The organism is Streptomyces sp. NPDC051207 (assembly GCF_040682395.1).
Lineage (GTDB): Bacteria > Actinomycetota > Actinomycetes > Streptomycetales > Streptomycetaceae > Streptomyces.
In genome coordinates this window covers 41,215-56,807 of the sequence record NZ_JBFBAX010000011.1, presented here as the reverse complement: position 1 = coordinate 56,807, position 15,593 = coordinate 41,215, and the positions used below count along the sequence as shown (strand labels likewise).

Here is a 15,593-nt window from a genome sequence, read left to right as displayed (position 1 = left end):
CCGTCGGCGCGACGGTCGACCGCAGGACCGTCGGTGGATGTCAGCTCTCTGCCTCTGCCGTGACCAGTCCTTTGGGCTCGAGCAGGAACTGGGCGAGGCTGCCGTCGTGCGGTGTTTCGGGGAGGCCCGCCCAGGGTGCGACCCGGCCGGTGACCACCTTGCGGACCGACGGCTCGCGCAGGACCCGCGGTGCCAGCAAGGCGTGCTCGTCGAGCAGACTCACGACCAGGGAGTCGCGCAGCGGGCCGGTGCCGTCCTCCTGGTTCCAGGGAGCCACCACGACGAAGGGGAAACCGAGTTCGGTGCCCGCCGGGGCGGCGTCGGGCCTGTCCACGGACACGACCAGGGGCCGCAGGACCGCGGTGCCGTCGCCGGGGTCGGCGATCGGTGATCCGCCGTAGCGAGCGCTGCTGTGGTCGGTCGCCTTGGCGGTCAGTTCGGCGAGGTACTCCGCCATGGCCTCCCCGTTGGCGCGGCTGGTGGCCGGCAGTGTGGCGCGCTCGTCCAGGACCGGCAGCACCGGCAGGGCCCCGAGCCGTTCGGCGAGCGCCTCGGCGAGCGGTTCGACGGGGCCGCTGGTGAGAACCAGGGAGATGTTGTTGCAGCGTACCCCGCCGTCGTCGGCGATCCACCGCACCAGGTCGTCGAGGAGGCCGTCGTCCTGTGCGGCGCCGGATCCGACAAGTGCCTTGCTCCGGCCGGGCCCGCGGACCAGGACGTCACCCCGGCCGGCGTAGCGGGCCGCGGCGGCCGGACCGCCGTAGACCAGGCCCAGGTCCGTCTGGGCCAGCAGGTGCTCGCCCATGTCGTGCCCGCCGGGCAGGAACGCCGCTTTGTCCGGGTCCAGCCCCGCGGCCAGCAGGGCGGCCAGGAGCCGACGGGGGGTGAAGGGATCCTTGCTTCCTGGCCGGACGAGCACGCTGACGCCCATGGAGAGGGCGCGGACCCAGGTGACGTTGGGCTCGGGGTGGTTGTTGGGGACGACGGCGGTGAGCGACGAACCGCGCGGCACCCAGCAGGTGGTGTGGCCGGGCACCTCGAAGGGTGCGGGCAGTTCGGCCCGGTTGAGCCGCTCGACCATGCTCAACGAGTTGCGGATGCCGTCGATGGCGCGGGTGATGGCCCCGGCCGGGGTACCGGTTGCCATGACGACCCGGCGCCGGTACTCCTCGGGCGTCTCGCCGTTCAACTCCGCGGTGGCGAACAGCTTTCCGGCGGTGGCGAACAGCTCCGGCGGCGGGGCGGAGCCGTCCGCGGCGGCCCGGACGCGGTTGAGGGCGGCCTGGGCGAGCAGCCGCGGGGCCAGCCCGACCGTGGCCAGCGGCGTGTCGTCGACAGCGGTCAGCTCGGCGCGGTCGCGGCTGTCGGTGGCGCGGCCGCCGATGACGGGACCGATGACGGGTGGCACGTCGGACATCAGTAGACCCCTTCGACGACCTTGGGAGCGTCGGCACTGCGCAGGGGTGCGATGTCGGCGAGGCCGTCGACGCTGTCCCCGGTGGCCGGCCGGACGCGGATGGCGGTGTCGCGCTCCAGCAGGTTGGGGAGGAAGAGGTCCCGGCTCATCTGGTGGACGAGAACCTGGCCCCGTTCGCCGTAGTCAACCGGTTCGCCCGTCTCCGGGTCCAGGAGCTCGACGATCGACTGCGGGACGTAGGGCCGGAAGACACAGGGGTGGGTGTCGCTCGCCTCGCGAGGGCGCTGCGGGGCGACGCCCATCATGGTGTTGCCGTAGATGGCGGCGACCGTGGTGTCGGGGAAGAAGGTTTCCTCGATCTGGTGCAGCGTCTCGGGGCTGATGCTGGTGCCCGCCCACAGGAGGCCCTTGAGCGAGTGCGCCAGGCGCTCGTACAGGCTGGAGCGCGCGCACACCGCCTCCAGTACCGGCGGGGTGATGAAAAGGACCGCGATGTTCTGGGTGTTGACGATGAGTTCCATCTGGTCCAGCAGGTATTCGCGGTACTCGCCGGCCAGTTCCGTGCGGCCGGAGCCGATCAGCCGCTTCACCCAGCGAGGATCGAAGTCCAGAGTGAAGCACATGCCGTCGCGCAGCTGAGCCAGGCGGCGCACGCTACGGCCGACTGCGTGGGGACCGGTCGGGCCGACGTGCAGCCAGTGTCCGTGCTCGGGGAAGCCGTGCTCCGCCAGGACAGTGCTGACCCAGTCGATGTTCTTGATGCGGGCGGTGCTGTCGATGACCCGCTTGGGGGCGCCGACGGTGCCGCCGGACTCGAACACCTCGAAGCTCTCGCCCCTCAGACCCGCGGGAATCAGATCCTCGACGGGGACCGTGCGCAGATCGTCGCTGACGTCCGGAAAGCGGCGCAGGTCGGAGATCTCGGCGATGTCGGTGAGCGGATCGAAGTCCAAGGTCTTGGCCTTGGCCAGCCAGAAGGGTGAGCCGGTCGCGGGGTCGAAGTGCCAGCGCAGGATGTCATGCAGGTACTCGGTGGGCTTCGGCAGTTCGCCGTCCTGCGCTGGGACGTGTGTCAGTTCGGTCATATCCGTCCAAACCGTTCGTCAGTCAGCCTCTGGAGCATGCCGACGTCCAGCTCCGGGAGGAGCGTTCCCCCGGAACCGAACGCCGTGGTCCGCCGGTCGTGGTGGTGCGGACGTCCGGCGGAGCGGGATTCGTGGGCCCTGCGGTGACGCCATGTCACGCGCAGCGACTGGCAGGCGTGTTGCGAGGACACATGAGGCCGCGATGGATGAAATGTAAACGTTGCAAAAGGGCACAGAGATAGGCGGCACGGGATCGCCGCCCTCTCGGCGCGCGATTTAACTTTTCAGTGAGGTATCTGGGCTGTCAAGCGCCCCCGAGTGGCCGTGCACACCGCCGCTGAGCAGCCGTGCGCGGCGGGGATTCGTGTGTCCACCTGTCTTGTTGCACGGTGGTGCACCCGCCCTCGGGTCTCCTAGCGTTGGATCCATGACCACCAAGATCAGTGCACGCCTGGACCTCGGTAAGCTCTCCTCCGCCACCTACGCCACCATGGGCCGTCTGTACGCCGCTGCCGACAAGGCAGCCGAGGAAGCCGGGCTGGAGACAGCCCTGCGCTACCTGGTGTACATCCGCGCCTCCCAGATCAACGGCTGTGCCTTCTGCATCGACATGCACAGCATCGACGCCCGCAACGCCGGCGAGACCGAGCAGCGCATCTACGCGCTGAACGCCTGGCGGGAGACGCCCTTCTTCTCCGAGCGCGAGCGTGCGGCCCTGGAACTGGCCGAGGCCGTGACCCTGGTTCACGACGGCCAGGTGCCGGACGAGGTCTACGAGCGTTCCCTGAAGGTCTTCGGCGAGGAGCAACTGGCCCAGCTGATCTGGATCGTCGTGACGATCAACAGCTACAACCGGCTCGCGATCACCCAGCGACTGGTACCGGGCAACCACACGCCCTCGTCCTCGTCGTGACCTTTCCCGGTCGGGCTCCGGGTGCCGTGGCCGCACAGTCGGCCACGGCACCCGTCCCCCCTGCTTCCGTGGGCGGTGCCCCACCGCGGAGCGTGTCGGCGGAGGAGTTCACCGACGTCTTCACCCGCCGCCTGCTGCGCCTGACCGGGCCGACCACGGAACTCCTGCAGGAGCGCCTGCGCTGCACGCTCCGCCTGCGTGTCACGGCGCAGCGCGTGGCCGTCGCGCCGCGGCCCCCGTCCGGTGCTGCCCCCTGCGCGCCGCGCCGGTTGCCCGAACCGCACGCGAACGAGCCGTACGTGATCCGCCGCAGCGAACTCATCGGCCCACGCGGCCTGGTGGTGTCCCGGAACCTGGTGGCCGGGCGGTTGCCCGGCGACCCCCGCCTGGCCGGGGCGGTCACCGGGCGCATCGTCCCGCTCGGGATCTCCGCGGCGGTGCAGCGCGCCGCGCCACGCCGGGTGCCGCTGGACATCGCCCTTGCGCCCTGGCCGGGCTCCTCACCCACCGCCTTCTCCGTACGGCGCTCCTACCTGCTGTCACTGGTGGACGAGGCGCCTCTGTACATCGAGGAGCTGTTCAACCCGGCCGTCGTCTCCTCCGCGCGCACCGTCCGCGTCCCGCTCGGGTGCGCGTCGTGACCGCTGTCGTGGTGGTGGGCGCGGGTCCGGTGGGCCTGAGCGCCGCACTCGCGGCCGCAGCACAGGGCCTGGAGACCGTCCTGCTGGAGGCCCGCCCGCGCGGGGAGGCCCGCCCCGGAAGCCGCGCCCTCTTCGTACACCGGGCGACTCTGGACCGGCTGTCGGGCATCAGCCCGGGGCTGGGAGAGGCCGTCGCGGCGCGGGGACTGGTGTGGACCACCAAGCGCACTCTGTGGGGCGGCCGGCAGGTGTACGCCCGCAGCTACGGCGCCTCCGTCTCCCCGCCCTTCACCAGCCTGCCGCAGACCGTGGTGGAGGATCTGCTGCGCGAAGCATGCGACCGGGCGGGCGTGGTGTCCGTCTGGGGGGACGCGGTGGTCTCGGTCTCGCCGCGCCGTGACCACCGGGTGCGGGTGCGCACCGCCTCCGGTGCCGCGTACGACGCCTCGTACGTCATCGCCGCGGACGGGGCCCGGTCACCGGTTCGTGAGCAGGTGGGTGTGAGCCTGGAGGGCTCCACCGAGGCCACCGAGTTCGTCGTCGTCGACGTCGCCGAAGGGCCGCAACCGGCTCCGGCCGAGCGCGTCTTCCACTACCGTCACCCGGCGGCGGACCGTCGCAACGTGCTGTTGCTCCCCTTCCGCGGCGGCTGGCGCGTGGATGTGCAGTGCCGTCCCGGCGACGACGCGCGGCGGATCGCCGGGGACCCGGCCCGATGGCTGCCCGGGGTCCTGCCCCAGGTGCCGGACGCGCGCGTCACATGGGTGTCGGTCTACCGCTTCCAGCGGCGGATCGCGAGCAGCTTCACCGACGCCACCGGGCGCGTCCTGCTGGCCGGCGAGGCAGCCCACCTGCTGCCGCCCTTCGGAGCACGCGGGATGAACTCGGGGATCACCGACGCAGTGGAAGCCGCCCGCGCCGTGCAGGAGGGCAACACCGGGGAGTACGCACGGCGCAGGCGGGAGGCCGCGGAACGCAATGTGCGGGCCGCGGGCGCCGCCCTGGACCACCTGCTGGCCCGGCGGCCGGGGCAGCGCGTGGCGCAGCGGGCGGCGGCGGCCGTGGCACCCCTGTGGCCGCGGGCGGGCCGCTGGCTGGACGCCGCTCCGTACGGGCCCCGGCTGCGCTCCGTCCAGTACTGAGCGGGGTGCCGGGCGGCGCGGTGAGGAACTGGGCGGTAAGGGCCCGGAAACAGCGAGGCTCCCGCCGCTCGGGGCCCTTACCGGTGCCGCCTCTCAGGAGCCCTGTTCCCTGACCCGGTCGGCGAGCGACCGCCAGGCGCGCGAGCACTCGAGTGCCAGGTCGGCGACGACGCCGGCGCGGTGTGCGGGCACCGCGCCGACGAGGGCGCTCCACTCGTCGGACGACATCAGAAGAGGGCTGAGCAGGCGCAGCAGCTGGCGTCCCGCCTCGCTCTGCCGCAGGGCCGGGTCCCGGCAGAGCCTGCGGTAGAGGTCGACCGGGTCCGGCGCGGGCCCGGACCGCGCGGCCTCGGGCCCGACGCGGGGGCCCGGAGCGACCTCGGCCGGAGGGTCGACAGGGGACCGGACGACGACGGAATGACCCGGCTCGGTCCCGCACGGCACGGCCCCTCGAAGCGCGGACGCGAGCTTTTGCTGACGCCGGGGGACGATGTCCTCGCCCCGCTGCATCCGGTCGCGCACGTCCCGGACGGTGCCCGGGGACAGCTTGGTCCGCCTGGCGATCTGCCGCAGGGACATCTCGGGGAAGGACGACAGCAGGCGGCTCGCCTCCCTGCGGGCCTGGGCGGTGCTCAGGGGACGCACCCGCCCGTCCCGGCCGACCCGCGCGCCGGCCGGCACCGAATCCGCTCGCAGGTTGCGCCGCAGCGAACTCACCTTCTGCGCGGACAGCCCCGTCACGGTGGCGATCGCCCGGTCCGACCAATGCGGATGCGAGGTCAGGATGCGCAGGGCGGCGGCGGAGCGTTCCGCGAGCTTCAGCGGAAGCCCGTGGGCCGTGTTGGACTCCACGGCCAGGACGAAGGCGTCCTCCTCGCTGCCGTCGAAGAACCGCGCCTCGATACTGGTTCGGCCTCGCAGGACGGCCGCCCGCAACCGGTGCATACCGTCGATGACCCGCATGGTGGGACGGTGCACGATGATGGGCGGCAGAGCCTCCTCGGCCATCGCCAACACCCGTAAGTGCTCGGTGTCCTCGGGGGCGGATCGCGGCGAGTCGGCCGCGCGCAGTATGTCGACGGGTAACACGTGCACCGTGCTGAGGTGTCGTTCCCGCGGTCTTCCGAACTCTTCCTTGAATCCATCCAATGGTACGGATGTGGCGGTCACGTCAGTATCCTCCTGGTGATCCGGTCCCGGCGGCGGGATGGTCGGGCTGGGCAGGACTGGGTGTGGGTGGTGGGCAACTGCATGTCGCGCACAGTTGCCCACCTGGGCATCCGGATCGGGGTGCCGGCCGGCCGCCCCTGGGCGTCGCGCTCCGGAAAGATTCGTACCGACCAGCGAGTCAAATCGGTCATTGTGTGCACGGGCGCGCTTGAAGACCCCCGGTGGCAGGTAGCACTCTCTCGGCTCACCGCCGCTCATCGGCGGACAGCATGCTCGTACGCGACGTGCAGGGCGGCGCCCGAGGGCACCGCAAACGCTTCCCCTCCGTGCGGATTCCTTCGGGGCACCACGCAATGTGCGCAGTCGAACGTTCGGGAGCGCGAAAAAACATGAAAAGTCCGAGGAAGCATTCTTCTGTCTCTAGGAGAGCGACTGAAGAGGTGCGCAGTGCTGGATGTCTCATGGGTCAGGAAAAAGAAATAAAACGGGCAAAAGGTGACGGAGCTGAAGCGTCGCCGTCCAGGGGGGAGGCCGTGACCGACTCGGCTCCGTGGGAGCGCCCCGGCATGCCGGACCGGCTGGCACGGCACGTCATCCGCCTGGCCCGGTTGCTGGACGCCGCAACCGCCGATGCCGCCGACGCGGCCGGCCTGGCCCGGATCGACGCTGACGTGCTGCTGGCCCTGTACGCCGCCCCGGAGCAGCGTCTCAGCCCGACCGGACTCACCGTCGGCTGCGGGCTGTCGTCGGGTGGCACCAGCAACATCGTGCACCGCCTCGCGGCGGCCGGGTACGTCAACCGGGAGGCGAACCTGCACGACGGGCGCAGTTCCTGGGTCAACCTGACGGAGGAGGGCGCCCGGCTGGCGGGCCTGGTGGCGCAGTCGGCGACGGCCGCACGCGCGCGCCTGCTCCGCCGCCTGCCCGAGGGAGTCACCGAAAACCTCGCCCGGCTAGTGGAGACCGCACTCGACCACCTCGACGACAGTTCTGTCCTGCCGTCCGCAGACCGCCCGGTCAGACGCGGCCGACCGGCCGGAGGGCCTGACATTCCCTCCGGGGCGTGAGAGCCGTCCGCTCCCGGCGCCTTGCAGGAGCCGGTGGAACTGCTCGGCCGTCGGCACTCCCTCGATGCGGAGGTGCCCGCTGACGATCGTCGGCGTCAGGGTGACCGGGATCTTCCCCTCCTCAGGGGTCGGCCGAGGGTGCTCCGTTCGTTCCCGTGCCGCCAGCGCCGCGCGGAACTCGCCGGGGTCGAGGCCCGCGCGGCCCGCGAGCTGCTCCAGCACCGCAGGGTCTCCTATGCCGGCCTGTTCCTGGAAATGGGCGGAGAAGACCTGGTCGCTGTAGGCCTCCCCGCGTTTGCGGTCGCGCGCGTACCGGTATCCCCGCGAGGCCGGCCGGGTGTCGGTCGCCGACATCGGCGGCGCTTCGCCCATGGGAACGTCGAGCCTTGCGGCCAGGGGCAGGACGGTGTGCTCCCATACCCGCTGGGAGAAAACGGCATTCCGTATGCCGGGCCGATGCTCGAAGGGGTGCGATCGGATCCGTGCGCCCGACTCCTGAGCCGCCCGGAGGAGCAGCCGGCGCGTGAGGAAACTCAACGGGCATGAGTAGTTGAACCAAAAATCAATATCTGCTGCCATCGGGAACGTCCTCATCTTCCACCCGTTTCGCCCTGGGTGAAAACGCAGCCGGCGGATCGGTCGGCATTCACTCGCTTTCTCCCGGGTGTCCGGCCCCGCCGGTCCGGACGCACGGTCGGTGGCGAGGTCGACGTCACGGCGGTGACATGCCGCGGAAGGAAGTCGGCGTGGGCAGCTCGGGCGTGACATTCCTCCGCGCGGAAGCGGCATCCGTAATCGCCGCGCTCCGCCGCGCGACGGTGCACGCCGCGACGGCCCGACCGATCGGGCTCTCTGCATCGAGTGGCCTCCGCTTCCGTAGTGGGCTGTCTCCTCGGCGCCCTTCAAAATATTATTGACATTACTGCAGTTCAAGGCGCCTCAAGGTGACTCCGGACGAGTTTGTCAAGTGAGACGGCCTTCAGTGGAATTTCGAGAAAGTCTGACCTCCGGCACACGAAGCCCATACATGCAAAAAGGGAAACTCCGCTCATCAGCGACTGTCCGACGCCGAGCGGGGAGTCCCCTCCGGGCCTGGACGGGCGGGTGGACCAGAGTGTCCACGCGCGGGCGGACCACTCGAGGGCCATCGGCTCGTCCACGGTCCTCACGAGCCCAGGAGATCAGGCCACTTTCCGGCCCTCCGCGCGAGCTTCGGCTCGCCTTCACGCTCCCGCCTCCGGCGCCCCGCGGGGAGCCGTGCCGCCGATGCCCACCCACGGACACGCACCCGCTGTGCGGTGCTCCCTCGAGCAGCGGGCGGCTGCACAACGCACAGGCCCCCAGCCGGAGGGCCGCGGCCGCCGCACCGGGAACCGGAACCCGGAGGGCGACGCCGCCTGGGAGGCGGGCAGCAGGCGCATCGCACGCCGGAACCTGATCCCGTCGATGCTCTCTGAGCACATCGGCTTCTCCGTGGGGAGCCTGTGGTCGGTGCTGGTGCTGTTCATGTCCCCGGAGAACGGCATCGCATACCTGGCCGGGGAGAAGTTCCTGACTGGTCGTCATCCCGACAGTGGTCGGCGCGGTCCTGTGACCGTCCTGCAGCTACGCGGTGACCGCTTCGGCGGCCGCAGCGGACCGTGTTCGCCTCCGTCGTTCAGCGGCGAGCCCGCCCTTGGCGACCCTGCACGTCAGCCAACGCCCGGGCAGGCACTGTTCTTTTTACGCCCCCGGGCCGGGGTCGGGCTCCACGGCTGACGTGATGCCGGCGCGGGCCGCTTCCAGTTGTGCGGCGAACGCGATGCCCAGGAAGAGCGCGACCCCCGTCAGGTTGGCCCACAGCAGCAGGGCGACGAACGCCGTGAGCGGTCCGTAGACCGCCCCGAAGGAGCCGCTCTCGGCGACGTACAGGGCGAGCAGCCATGTCGCGCAGATCCACAGGACCAGGTGCACCGCCGAGCCGAACGCGAGCCAGGTGTAACCGGGCTGAACACGCCGCGGAGACCACCGGAAGATCACGGCGGAGGCCACCCAGGCGAGTGTGATGCCCAGCGGAATCTCCACCCACTGCCACCAGCCGAGCCAGTGCCGGGACCAGGCGAACGTCTCCACGACCGCCTCGCCGATGGCGTCTCCGGCGACGAGGACGAGGAACCCGAGCACCATCGGGACGCCCGCCGCGAACGCGAGCAGCAGCGAGCGGCCGTACTTCTTGGCGAACGGCCGGTCGCGTTCGATGCCGTAGATGCGGTTGGCGCCCCGCTCCACCTGGCCCATCGCCGAGGTCAGGTTGAGGACGGCGAAGGCCAGGCCGAGCCACAGGGCGAGCGTGCTCCACAGACTCGCGTGGCCCGTACGCCGCGTCCCGGCCAGCGCCTCCTCGACCACGTCCGCGCTGGCGCCGGGGACGATCCGGCCGAGGGTCAGCTCGATGATGCGCCCCACGCTCTCGGTGTGCACCGTCGTGGCGAGTCCGACGAGTGCGAAGGTGAACGGGACCATGCCGAGGACCACCTGGAAGCCCAGAGCGCGGGCGTTGGTGAACCCGTCGGCGTACCGGAACCGCGAGAACGAGTCGACGAGCAGGCGTACCCCTCCGTAGTGCCGCAGCGCGGTCAGCGCCTCGTCGCCGGAGAGTTCCTCCCCGATCATGTCCCGGGTCTGAGGGACGTGCACGGCGGTCCCCATCGGGCGGGTGCCTCCTCGTGTGGTGGTCGGCGGCAGGGCCGGTGCTGCCTGTCCACGGGTCCACGGACGCGCGAGCGGCGTACGGGCCTCGGGCTATCTTCTCCCCTGCGGAGCCGGATTCAGGCCTTGCCGAGTGGTCGCGCCACGAGGAAGAGCGGAGGCCGGCCCGTCATCCGCAGGGCGTCCGTGTGCCCCTGGCCCGCCCGCAACGCTTGCAAGATCTCTCAAGCCGGAGCAGCCGGAGCCGACCTGCAACCAACCGTGGCCGGGCCCGGCCGAGCCCGATCAAGCGCAGCCGGCCCGCTGCGGGGGAGAGGCGACCTCGCTGAGGACGGGGAGCCGGACCGGGCAAACCAGCACAGCAGAGCGGTAAAACTCGGCCAAGCCCGTACGATGGAATCACCGTCACTGTTGTGTGCACATGCCGGACAGGCCCGCGAACCGGAGGCAGCCACCCCAGCCCACCCACCGTGCCCCGCCCCTCAACGACTAGCGCCCAGGACGGGCCCATGACCGATCCGTGGAGCGGTGCCCGCAAGATAGCCCGGGCCCACGAACTCTTCCTCCACCACGGCCGCGAACCGACGGACGAGGAAGTCAGGGAAGCGATCCTCGCCTCCTGGCGGCGGTCGCGGACCCTCGGCGTGAGCCAGCAGGAGCTGTTCATCCCCCTCGAACAGGACATGGACCCGGACACCCGGCTGCTACGGGCCTGCACTCCAGCTCTGGACCAGCTGAACGACCGCCTGGCAGGCGTCCCCGTCGCCATCCTCGTCACCGACGCCCAGGGCAGAATCGTGGCCCGCCGCGGAGACACCACACAGCTGTCCCTCATGGACGACGCCTCACTTGTCCTGGGCGCGAGCTGCGCGGAGCGCCACATCGGCACCAACAGCATCAGCATGGCGCTCAGCACCCGGGCCCCGTTCGTCGTGGTCGGCCAGGAACACTTCTTCCACAGCTTCCAGGTCCTGGTCTGCATGGCGGCCCCGGTGCGAGACCCCATGAGCGGCGGAGTCGAAGCCGTACTCAACCTCTCCATACCCCGAGAGGCCGCCCACCCCCGCATGGCCGTGGTGCTCGAGGACGCCGTCAACCAGGTGGAACACCGCCTGCTCGAACTCAGCACAGCCCGTGAACGCGCGCTGGCCAGTGAGTTCCTCGCCGCCCGGGAACCGGACCGGCCCGCCGGCACCCTCCTGCACATGCGCTCCGGAGCCCTGACGACGACAGAGGAGCCGCTGCGCACGCTCAAGCCCGACGACCGCGCGACACTCCTGCACAAAGCCACCGAAATGATCTCCTCCGAAGGTGCCACCCTCGTGGAGGTGCCGCTGCACGGCGGCGGCTCGGCACTGCTGCGCCGACGGACCGTGCACCACGGAGAGGCCTACGGCGTCGCCATCGAAGTCAGCCTGTCCGCGGGCGCACGGCACCATCCGGTCACCGACCGCGACGCCCTGCCACTGACGGCGACACCCCCGAACCGTCCCGCACCGCCACCCGCCACCCCGCGCGAACCCGTCAGCCAGGCCGACCGATGGCTCCTGCTGGTCGGGGAGCCCGGCGTCGGCAAACTGGCCGTCGCCGCCCGGCAGCGGCTGTCCCTGCTCAACGAGACCGGTGCCCGGCTCGTCGAAACCCTCGACGTCCGCCGCATCACCGAGGTGTTCGCCTCCACCCTGGCCCCGCAACTGGCCGACCTGGTGACCGTTGACCTGATCGACGGAGTCGTCCGGGGCACAGAACCGCAAGCCGGCCCCCCACCGCCCCGGACCCTCCTGCTGCGCACGGCCGCCCACGGCGCCCTCCCCGCGGCCCCGGGCCCGGCCGACGGCCGCTTCGGAACCGGCCAGACATTCACCTTCCCCCCGCAGACCCCGCAGGCCCGCTGCCTCGCCCACGGCCGCACGGTGCTGGAACCGGTGCTCGGCGAACCCTCCGACACCGCGCCCGACGACGCCCCCACCGCCGCGGCACGCCACCTCGGCCCCGGAGAACACTGGCTGCTGGCCGTTCCGCTGCGCTACGGCGACCGCGTCCTCGGCCTGGCGACCTTCTACCGGGCCGCACACGACCACCCCTTCGAAGAGGACGACATCGCGCTCGCCGAGGAACTGACCACACGGGCAGCGACCTGCGTGGACAACGGCTGCCGCTACACCCGCGAACGCGTCGCCTCCCTCACGCTCCAGCGCAGCCTCCTCCCCGGCGACCTCACCCCCTCCCTCGCCGTGGAGGTCGCCTCCCGTTACCTCCCCGCCGACGACCGCACCGGCGTCGGCGGCGACTGGTACGACGTGATACCGCTCTCCAGCGCCCGAGTGGCCCTGGTCGTGGGGGACGTGGTCGGCCACGGCCTGCACGCCGCCGCGACCATGGGCCGGCTCCGCACAGCCGTGCGCACCCTCGCCGACCTCGACCTCCCGCCCGAGGAGGTGCTCGCCCGCCTCGACGACCTGGTCAGCAGGTTCTCCCCGGACGGCGACGCCGAGGACTCGGCCAGCGGAGCCACCTGCCTGTACGCCGTCTACGACCCGGTCTCGCGGCAGTGCACCGCCGCCCGCGCAGGCCATCCGCCGCCCGCCCTCACCACCCCGGACGGCACCACCCGGCTCCTGGACCTGCCGGCCGGCCCCCCGCTCGGCCTTGGCCGTTTCGTCCCCCACGCATCCGCCGACGTGGACATCCCCCCGGGCAGCGTCCTCGCCCTGTACACCGACGGCCTGGTCACCTCCCGCGGACGGCAGTCCACACCCGGCGACCGGCTCAACACCCTGCTCACCACGCTCGGCCGCCGCGAGCCGTCCCTGGAACGCGCCTGCGACGACATCACCGCCGCCCTCGCCCCCGACGGCCCGCACGACGACATCGCCCTGCTCCTCGCCCGCACCCACGAGCTGGCCGGGGACCGGGTGGCCCAGTGGGAACTGCCGCCCGAGCCCTCCGCGGTCCGCGAGGCCCGCGCACTCGTCGACCGCCAGCTCACCCGGTGGGGACTGGCGCACCTCACCCACGGCACGGCACTCATCGTCAGCGAACTGGTCACCAACGCCGTCCGCTACGGCGGCAAAGGCCCCGTCCAGGTACGTCTGCTGCGCGGCGAGTCCCTCGTCTGCGAGGTCACCGACCACAGCAACTCCTCACCGCGCATCCGCCGCGCCGGAACCTCCGAGGAAGGCGGACGTGGCCTGTTCCTCGTCGCCCGCTTCTCCCACGCCTGGGGAGCCCGCTACCGCACCCAGGGCAAAACGGTCTGGGCCGAACAACCCGTCCGGCAGGCCCTCTCCCTGACCCTCGACCCCGACAACGAGGAAGACCTCCTGCTCAGCCTCTACGACGACCCTTACGACCCCTGACGATCCGACCAGGTGCCAGGTCCGCCTCGACGCGGCTGATCAGCCGGCGGACGTGCTGCCAGTAGTGCCAGAGGTGCCGGTGAGCCGCTGGAGTCCGCAGCGTCCGACGTGGCGTCGTCTTCGCCGCACATGACGTCCGCCGCGTTCCCGGCGTCCGCCGCCCCGAGCACCAGCGCTGGTGACTTACGCAGCGCCTGGAACCCGGCGCAGTGCACCGCCGGCCTGTCCTTCCGGCCGAAGCACCGCCGGAAGGACACGCAGGCGGCCGGTTCCGGCCGTGCCGGTCGATGAACCGGCCCACCCGCCCCCTCATGCCATGGCTTCGGTCTCCGGCCGGAGCGGGCGACTGTTCACGGCGCGAGTGGGCACGCGGTTCACAGCGGGTGCGCGGTGCGCATCCGTGTCCGGTTCCACTGTCGAGACCTCAGGAGTTCCCCGTGATGATCGTCGGCGTGATAGGCGCCTGTGTCGTCCTGGCCGTGCTCGCCTTCCTGCTTCCCCGGCTGTCCCGGCACCCGCAGAACGGCGCCCAGCGCGCGCTCGGAGCCGGTTCGCGCACCGGCTCCAAGGCCCCCGGCCCGCTGGGGCGCCTGCTGAGCAAGCCCTTCAGCTCCAGTTCGCGTGCCGTGGGCCGCAGTGGCTCCGCCGGCCGGCGGGCGCGCCGGCACCTGCGGTTCTGACCACCGGGAGAGGAGGGAGCAGACGTGTCCGAGGACGAGCTTCTCGACGGCCTGGCGGTGAACGAGTGGCGGCCGGAGAAGCCGATCCTGCTCAACGCCGACGGCACCCCCATCGAGACCTGGCGGGAGAACCACCCCTACGACCACAAGGTGCGCAGGGCCGAGTACGAGCGGCAGAAGCGGGTCCTGCAGATCGAGCTGCTGAAGATGCAGCGCTGGGTGAAGGACACCGGTCAGCGGGTCGTCGTGCTCTGCGAGGGCCGGGACGCGGCCGGCAAGGGCGGCACCATCCAGCGGTTCACCGAGCGGCTGAACCCGCGCGGTGCCCGCGTGGTGGCGCTGGAGAAACCCACCGAGCGGGAAGCGGGCCAGTGGTACTTCCAGCGTTACGTGGCGCATCTGCCCGCCTGCGGGGAGATCGTCTTCTTCGACCGCTCCTGGTACAACCGGGCGGGCGTCGAGCGGGTCATGGGCTTCTGCACGGACGAGGAGCACCAGCGGTTCCTGAGGCAGGCGCCGATGTTCGAGCGCATGCTGACCGACGACGGCATCCTGCTGGTGAAGTTCTGGTTCTCCGTCTCCCGGGCCGAGCAGCGCACCCGGTTCGCCATCCGCCAGGTCGACCCGGTACGCCGCTGGAAGCTGTCGCCGACGGACCTGGCCTCGCTGGACCGCTGGGACGAGTACACGACCGCCAAGGTCGAGATGTTCCGCGCCACGGACACCCCGCACGCCCCCTGGACGGTGGTGAAGAACAACGACAAGCGGCGTGGTCGGCTGGAAGCGATGCGCAGCCTGCTCGACCGCTGCGACTACCCGGCCAAGGACCACGCCGCCGTGGGCAAGCCGGACCCGCTGATCGTCGGCTCCGCCGACACCCTGCTGGAGCCCGGCGAGGAACCCGCCGACCTCTCTCCCACCCCGCTGGCCGGTGACCACGACGGCCCGGGGACCCACCCCGGCCAGGAGGACGGACCACCGGGAGGAAGCGCATGAGCGCGCAGGACCGCAACGGCGCGGGGCGACGGGAGTCGGGGCCCGGTGCCCTGGCGGCCGACGCGCACCTGGAGATGCTGCTGCGGCTGGTGGAGGCCCAGCCCGGCGCCGCCGTCGCCGTGACCCTGACGACCGTGGGCGGCATCGTCAGCGGCAGCCTCGTCGCGAGCCGGATCTGGGCGGAGCGGTGGGAGGAGGTCGTCGCGCGGGCCGTCGGCGACCAGGACCACGCCGAGCAGGTCGTCCTGTTGCCCCGCGCCGTGCAGAACGCCCTCGAGCCTGACGGCTCCGGCGGCCTGCACGACTTCGCGCACCTGATCGACGTCACGTTCCTGTCCGCGCCGGGGGCGCCCACGTCGTCGCTGTGGCGCGGCCGGGTGAGCGACGTCTCCGGCTGGTCCCTGGGCGCCCCGGCGTAGGCCGGTCGCCGGGGGG

General features: G+C 71.6%; 13 protein-coding genes and 1 pseudogene. 9 read left to right on the top strand and 5 right to left on the bottom strand.

Going from position 1 to position 15,593, the window contains the following annotated elements; genetic code table 11:
* Positions 1–40: 40 nt before the first annotated feature.
* Positions 41–1,417: an aldehyde dehydrogenase family protein gene (locus AB0M97_RS13775; RefSeq protein WP_365961029.1), complete on the bottom strand. Its 1,377-nt coding sequence runs from the start codon at positions 1,415–1,417 to the stop codon at positions 41–43.
* Positions 1,417–2,502, bottom strand: a complete 1,086-nt coding sequence (locus AB0M97_RS13770; RefSeq protein WP_365961028.1) for an AMP-binding protein — start codon at positions 2,500–2,502, stop codon at positions 1,417–1,419. The genes AB0M97_RS13775 and AB0M97_RS13770 overlap by 1 nt, the downstream gene beginning before the upstream one ends.
* Before the next feature lie 427 nt (positions 2,503–2,929).
* On the opposite strand from AB0M97_RS13770, the gene AB0M97_RS13765 reads away from it, so the two are divergent.
* The 3 genes from AB0M97_RS13765 to AB0M97_RS13755 all read left to right on the top strand — a co-directional run bounded on the left by AB0M97_RS13765 (position 2,930) and on the right by AB0M97_RS13755 (position 5,198).
* The gene (locus AB0M97_RS13765) at positions 2,930–3,415 is read left to right on the top strand and encodes a carboxymuconolactone decarboxylase family protein (RefSeq protein WP_365961027.1); all 486 of its coding nucleotides are present in this window, start codon (positions 2,930–2,932) and stop codon (positions 3,413–3,415) included.
* Positions 3,416–3,507: 92 nt separating this feature from the next.
* Positions 3,508–4,056: a hypothetical protein gene (locus AB0M97_RS13760; protein WP_365961026.1), complete on the top strand. Its 549-nt coding sequence runs from the start codon at positions 3,508–3,510 to the stop codon at positions 4,054–4,056.
* Complete coding sequence (locus AB0M97_RS13755) at positions 4,053–5,198, top strand: FAD-dependent monooxygenase (protein ID WP_365961025.1); 1,146 nt, start codon at positions 4,053–4,055, stop codon at positions 5,196–5,198. The genes AB0M97_RS13760 and AB0M97_RS13755 overlap by 4 nt, the downstream gene beginning before the upstream one ends.
* A gap of 93 nt (positions 5,199–5,291) precedes the next feature.
* Here the strand turns inward: AB0M97_RS13755 and AB0M97_RS13750 are convergent, their stop codons facing one another.
* Positions 5,292–6,206: a ParB N-terminal domain-containing protein gene (locus AB0M97_RS13750; protein WP_365961024.1), complete on the bottom strand. Its 915-nt coding sequence runs from the start codon at positions 6,204–6,206 to the stop codon at positions 5,292–5,294.
* A 695-nt stretch (positions 6,207–6,901) separates the two neighbouring features.
* On the opposite strand from AB0M97_RS13750, the gene AB0M97_RS13745 reads away from it, so the two are divergent.
* Entirely contained in the window at positions 6,902–7,435 is a 534-nt protein-coding gene (locus AB0M97_RS13745; protein ID WP_365961023.1) for a MarR family transcriptional regulator, read from the top strand.
* On the opposite strand, the gene AB0M97_RS13740 is transcribed toward AB0M97_RS13745, so the two are convergent.
* Positions 7,322–8,014, bottom strand: coding sequence for a DsbA family protein (locus tag AB0M97_RS13740; protein WP_365961022.1), 693 nt, complete (start codon positions 8,012–8,014; stop codon positions 7,322–7,324). The two genes, AB0M97_RS13745 and AB0M97_RS13740, sit on opposite strands and share 114 nt — an antisense overlap.
* 834 nt (positions 8,015–8,848) lie before the next feature.
* Between AB0M97_RS13740 and AB0M97_RS13735 the strand changes: the two are divergent.
* Positions 8,849–9,026 (top strand): annotated as a pseudogene (locus AB0M97_RS13735) (MFS transporter); the annotation flags it as partial.
* 131 nt (positions 9,027–9,157) lie between these two features.
* On the opposite strand, the gene AB0M97_RS13730 reads toward AB0M97_RS13735, so the two are convergent.
* Positions 9,158–10,123 (bottom strand): YihY/virulence factor BrkB family protein, encoded by a 966-nt coding sequence (locus AB0M97_RS13730; RefSeq protein ID WP_365961021.1) that lies wholly within the window; start codon positions 10,121–10,123, stop codon positions 9,158–9,160.
* Between the two features lie 509 nt (positions 10,124–10,632).
* On the opposite strand from AB0M97_RS13730, the gene AB0M97_RS13725 reads away from it, so the two are divergent.
* The 4 genes from AB0M97_RS13725 to AB0M97_RS13710 all read left to right on the top strand — a co-directional run bounded on the left by AB0M97_RS13725 (position 10,633) and on the right by AB0M97_RS13710 (position 15,577).
* Positions 10,633–13,482: a SpoIIE family protein phosphatase gene (locus AB0M97_RS13725; protein WP_365961020.1), complete on the top strand. Its 2,850-nt coding sequence runs from the start codon at positions 10,633–10,635 to the stop codon at positions 13,480–13,482.
* Between the two features lie 437 nt (positions 13,483–13,919).
* Positions 13,920–14,162 carry a DUF6411 family protein gene (locus AB0M97_RS13720; RefSeq protein ID WP_365961019.1) on the top strand — a complete coding sequence of 81 codons (243 nt, stop codon included), beginning with the start codon at positions 13,920–13,922 and terminating at the stop codon, positions 14,160–14,162.
* Positions 14,163–14,186: 24 nt separating this feature from the next.
* Entirely contained in the window at positions 14,187–15,158 is a 972-nt protein-coding gene (gene ppk2, locus AB0M97_RS13715; protein WP_365961018.1) for a polyphosphate kinase 2, read from the top strand.
* Complete coding sequence (locus tag AB0M97_RS13710; RefSeq protein ID WP_365961017.1) at positions 15,155–15,577, top strand: hypothetical protein; 423 nt, start codon at positions 15,155–15,157, stop codon at positions 15,575–15,577. The genes ppk2 and AB0M97_RS13710 overlap by 4 nt, the downstream gene beginning before the upstream one ends.
* Positions 15,578–15,593: the final 16 nt, after the last annotated feature.

Bases quoted from the DNA above. Each gene is read 5' to 3' on its own strand.
- AB0M97_RS13775 (WP_365961029.1), bottom strand. From the start codon at position 1,417: ATGTCCGACGTGCCACCCGTCATCGGTCCCGTCATCGGCGGCCGCGCC.
- AB0M97_RS13730 (WP_365961021.1), bottom strand. From the start codon at position 10,123: ATGGGGACCGCCGTGCACGTCCCTCAGACCCGGGACATGATCGGGGAG.
- AB0M97_RS13770 (WP_365961028.1), bottom strand. From the start codon at position 2,502: ATGACCGAACTGACACACGTCCCAGCGCAGGACGGCGAACTGCCGAAG.
- AB0M97_RS13725 (WP_365961020.1), top strand. From the start codon at position 10,633: ATGACCGATCCGTGGAGCGGTGCCCGCAAGATAGCCCGGGCCCACGAA.
- AB0M97_RS13765 (WP_365961027.1), top strand. From the start codon at position 2,930: ATGACCACCAAGATCAGTGCACGCCTGGACCTCGGTAAGCTCTCCTCC.
- AB0M97_RS13740 (WP_365961022.1), bottom strand. From the start codon at position 8,014: ATGGCAGCAGATATTGATTTTTGGTTCAACTACTCATGCCCGTTGAGT.
- AB0M97_RS13710 (WP_365961017.1), top strand. From the start codon at position 15,155: ATGAGCGCGCAGGACCGCAACGGCGCGGGGCGACGGGAGTCGGGGCCC.
- AB0M97_RS13750 (WP_365961024.1), bottom strand. From the start codon at position 6,206: ATGGCCGAGGAGGCTCTGCCGCCCATCATCGTGCACCGTCCCACCATG.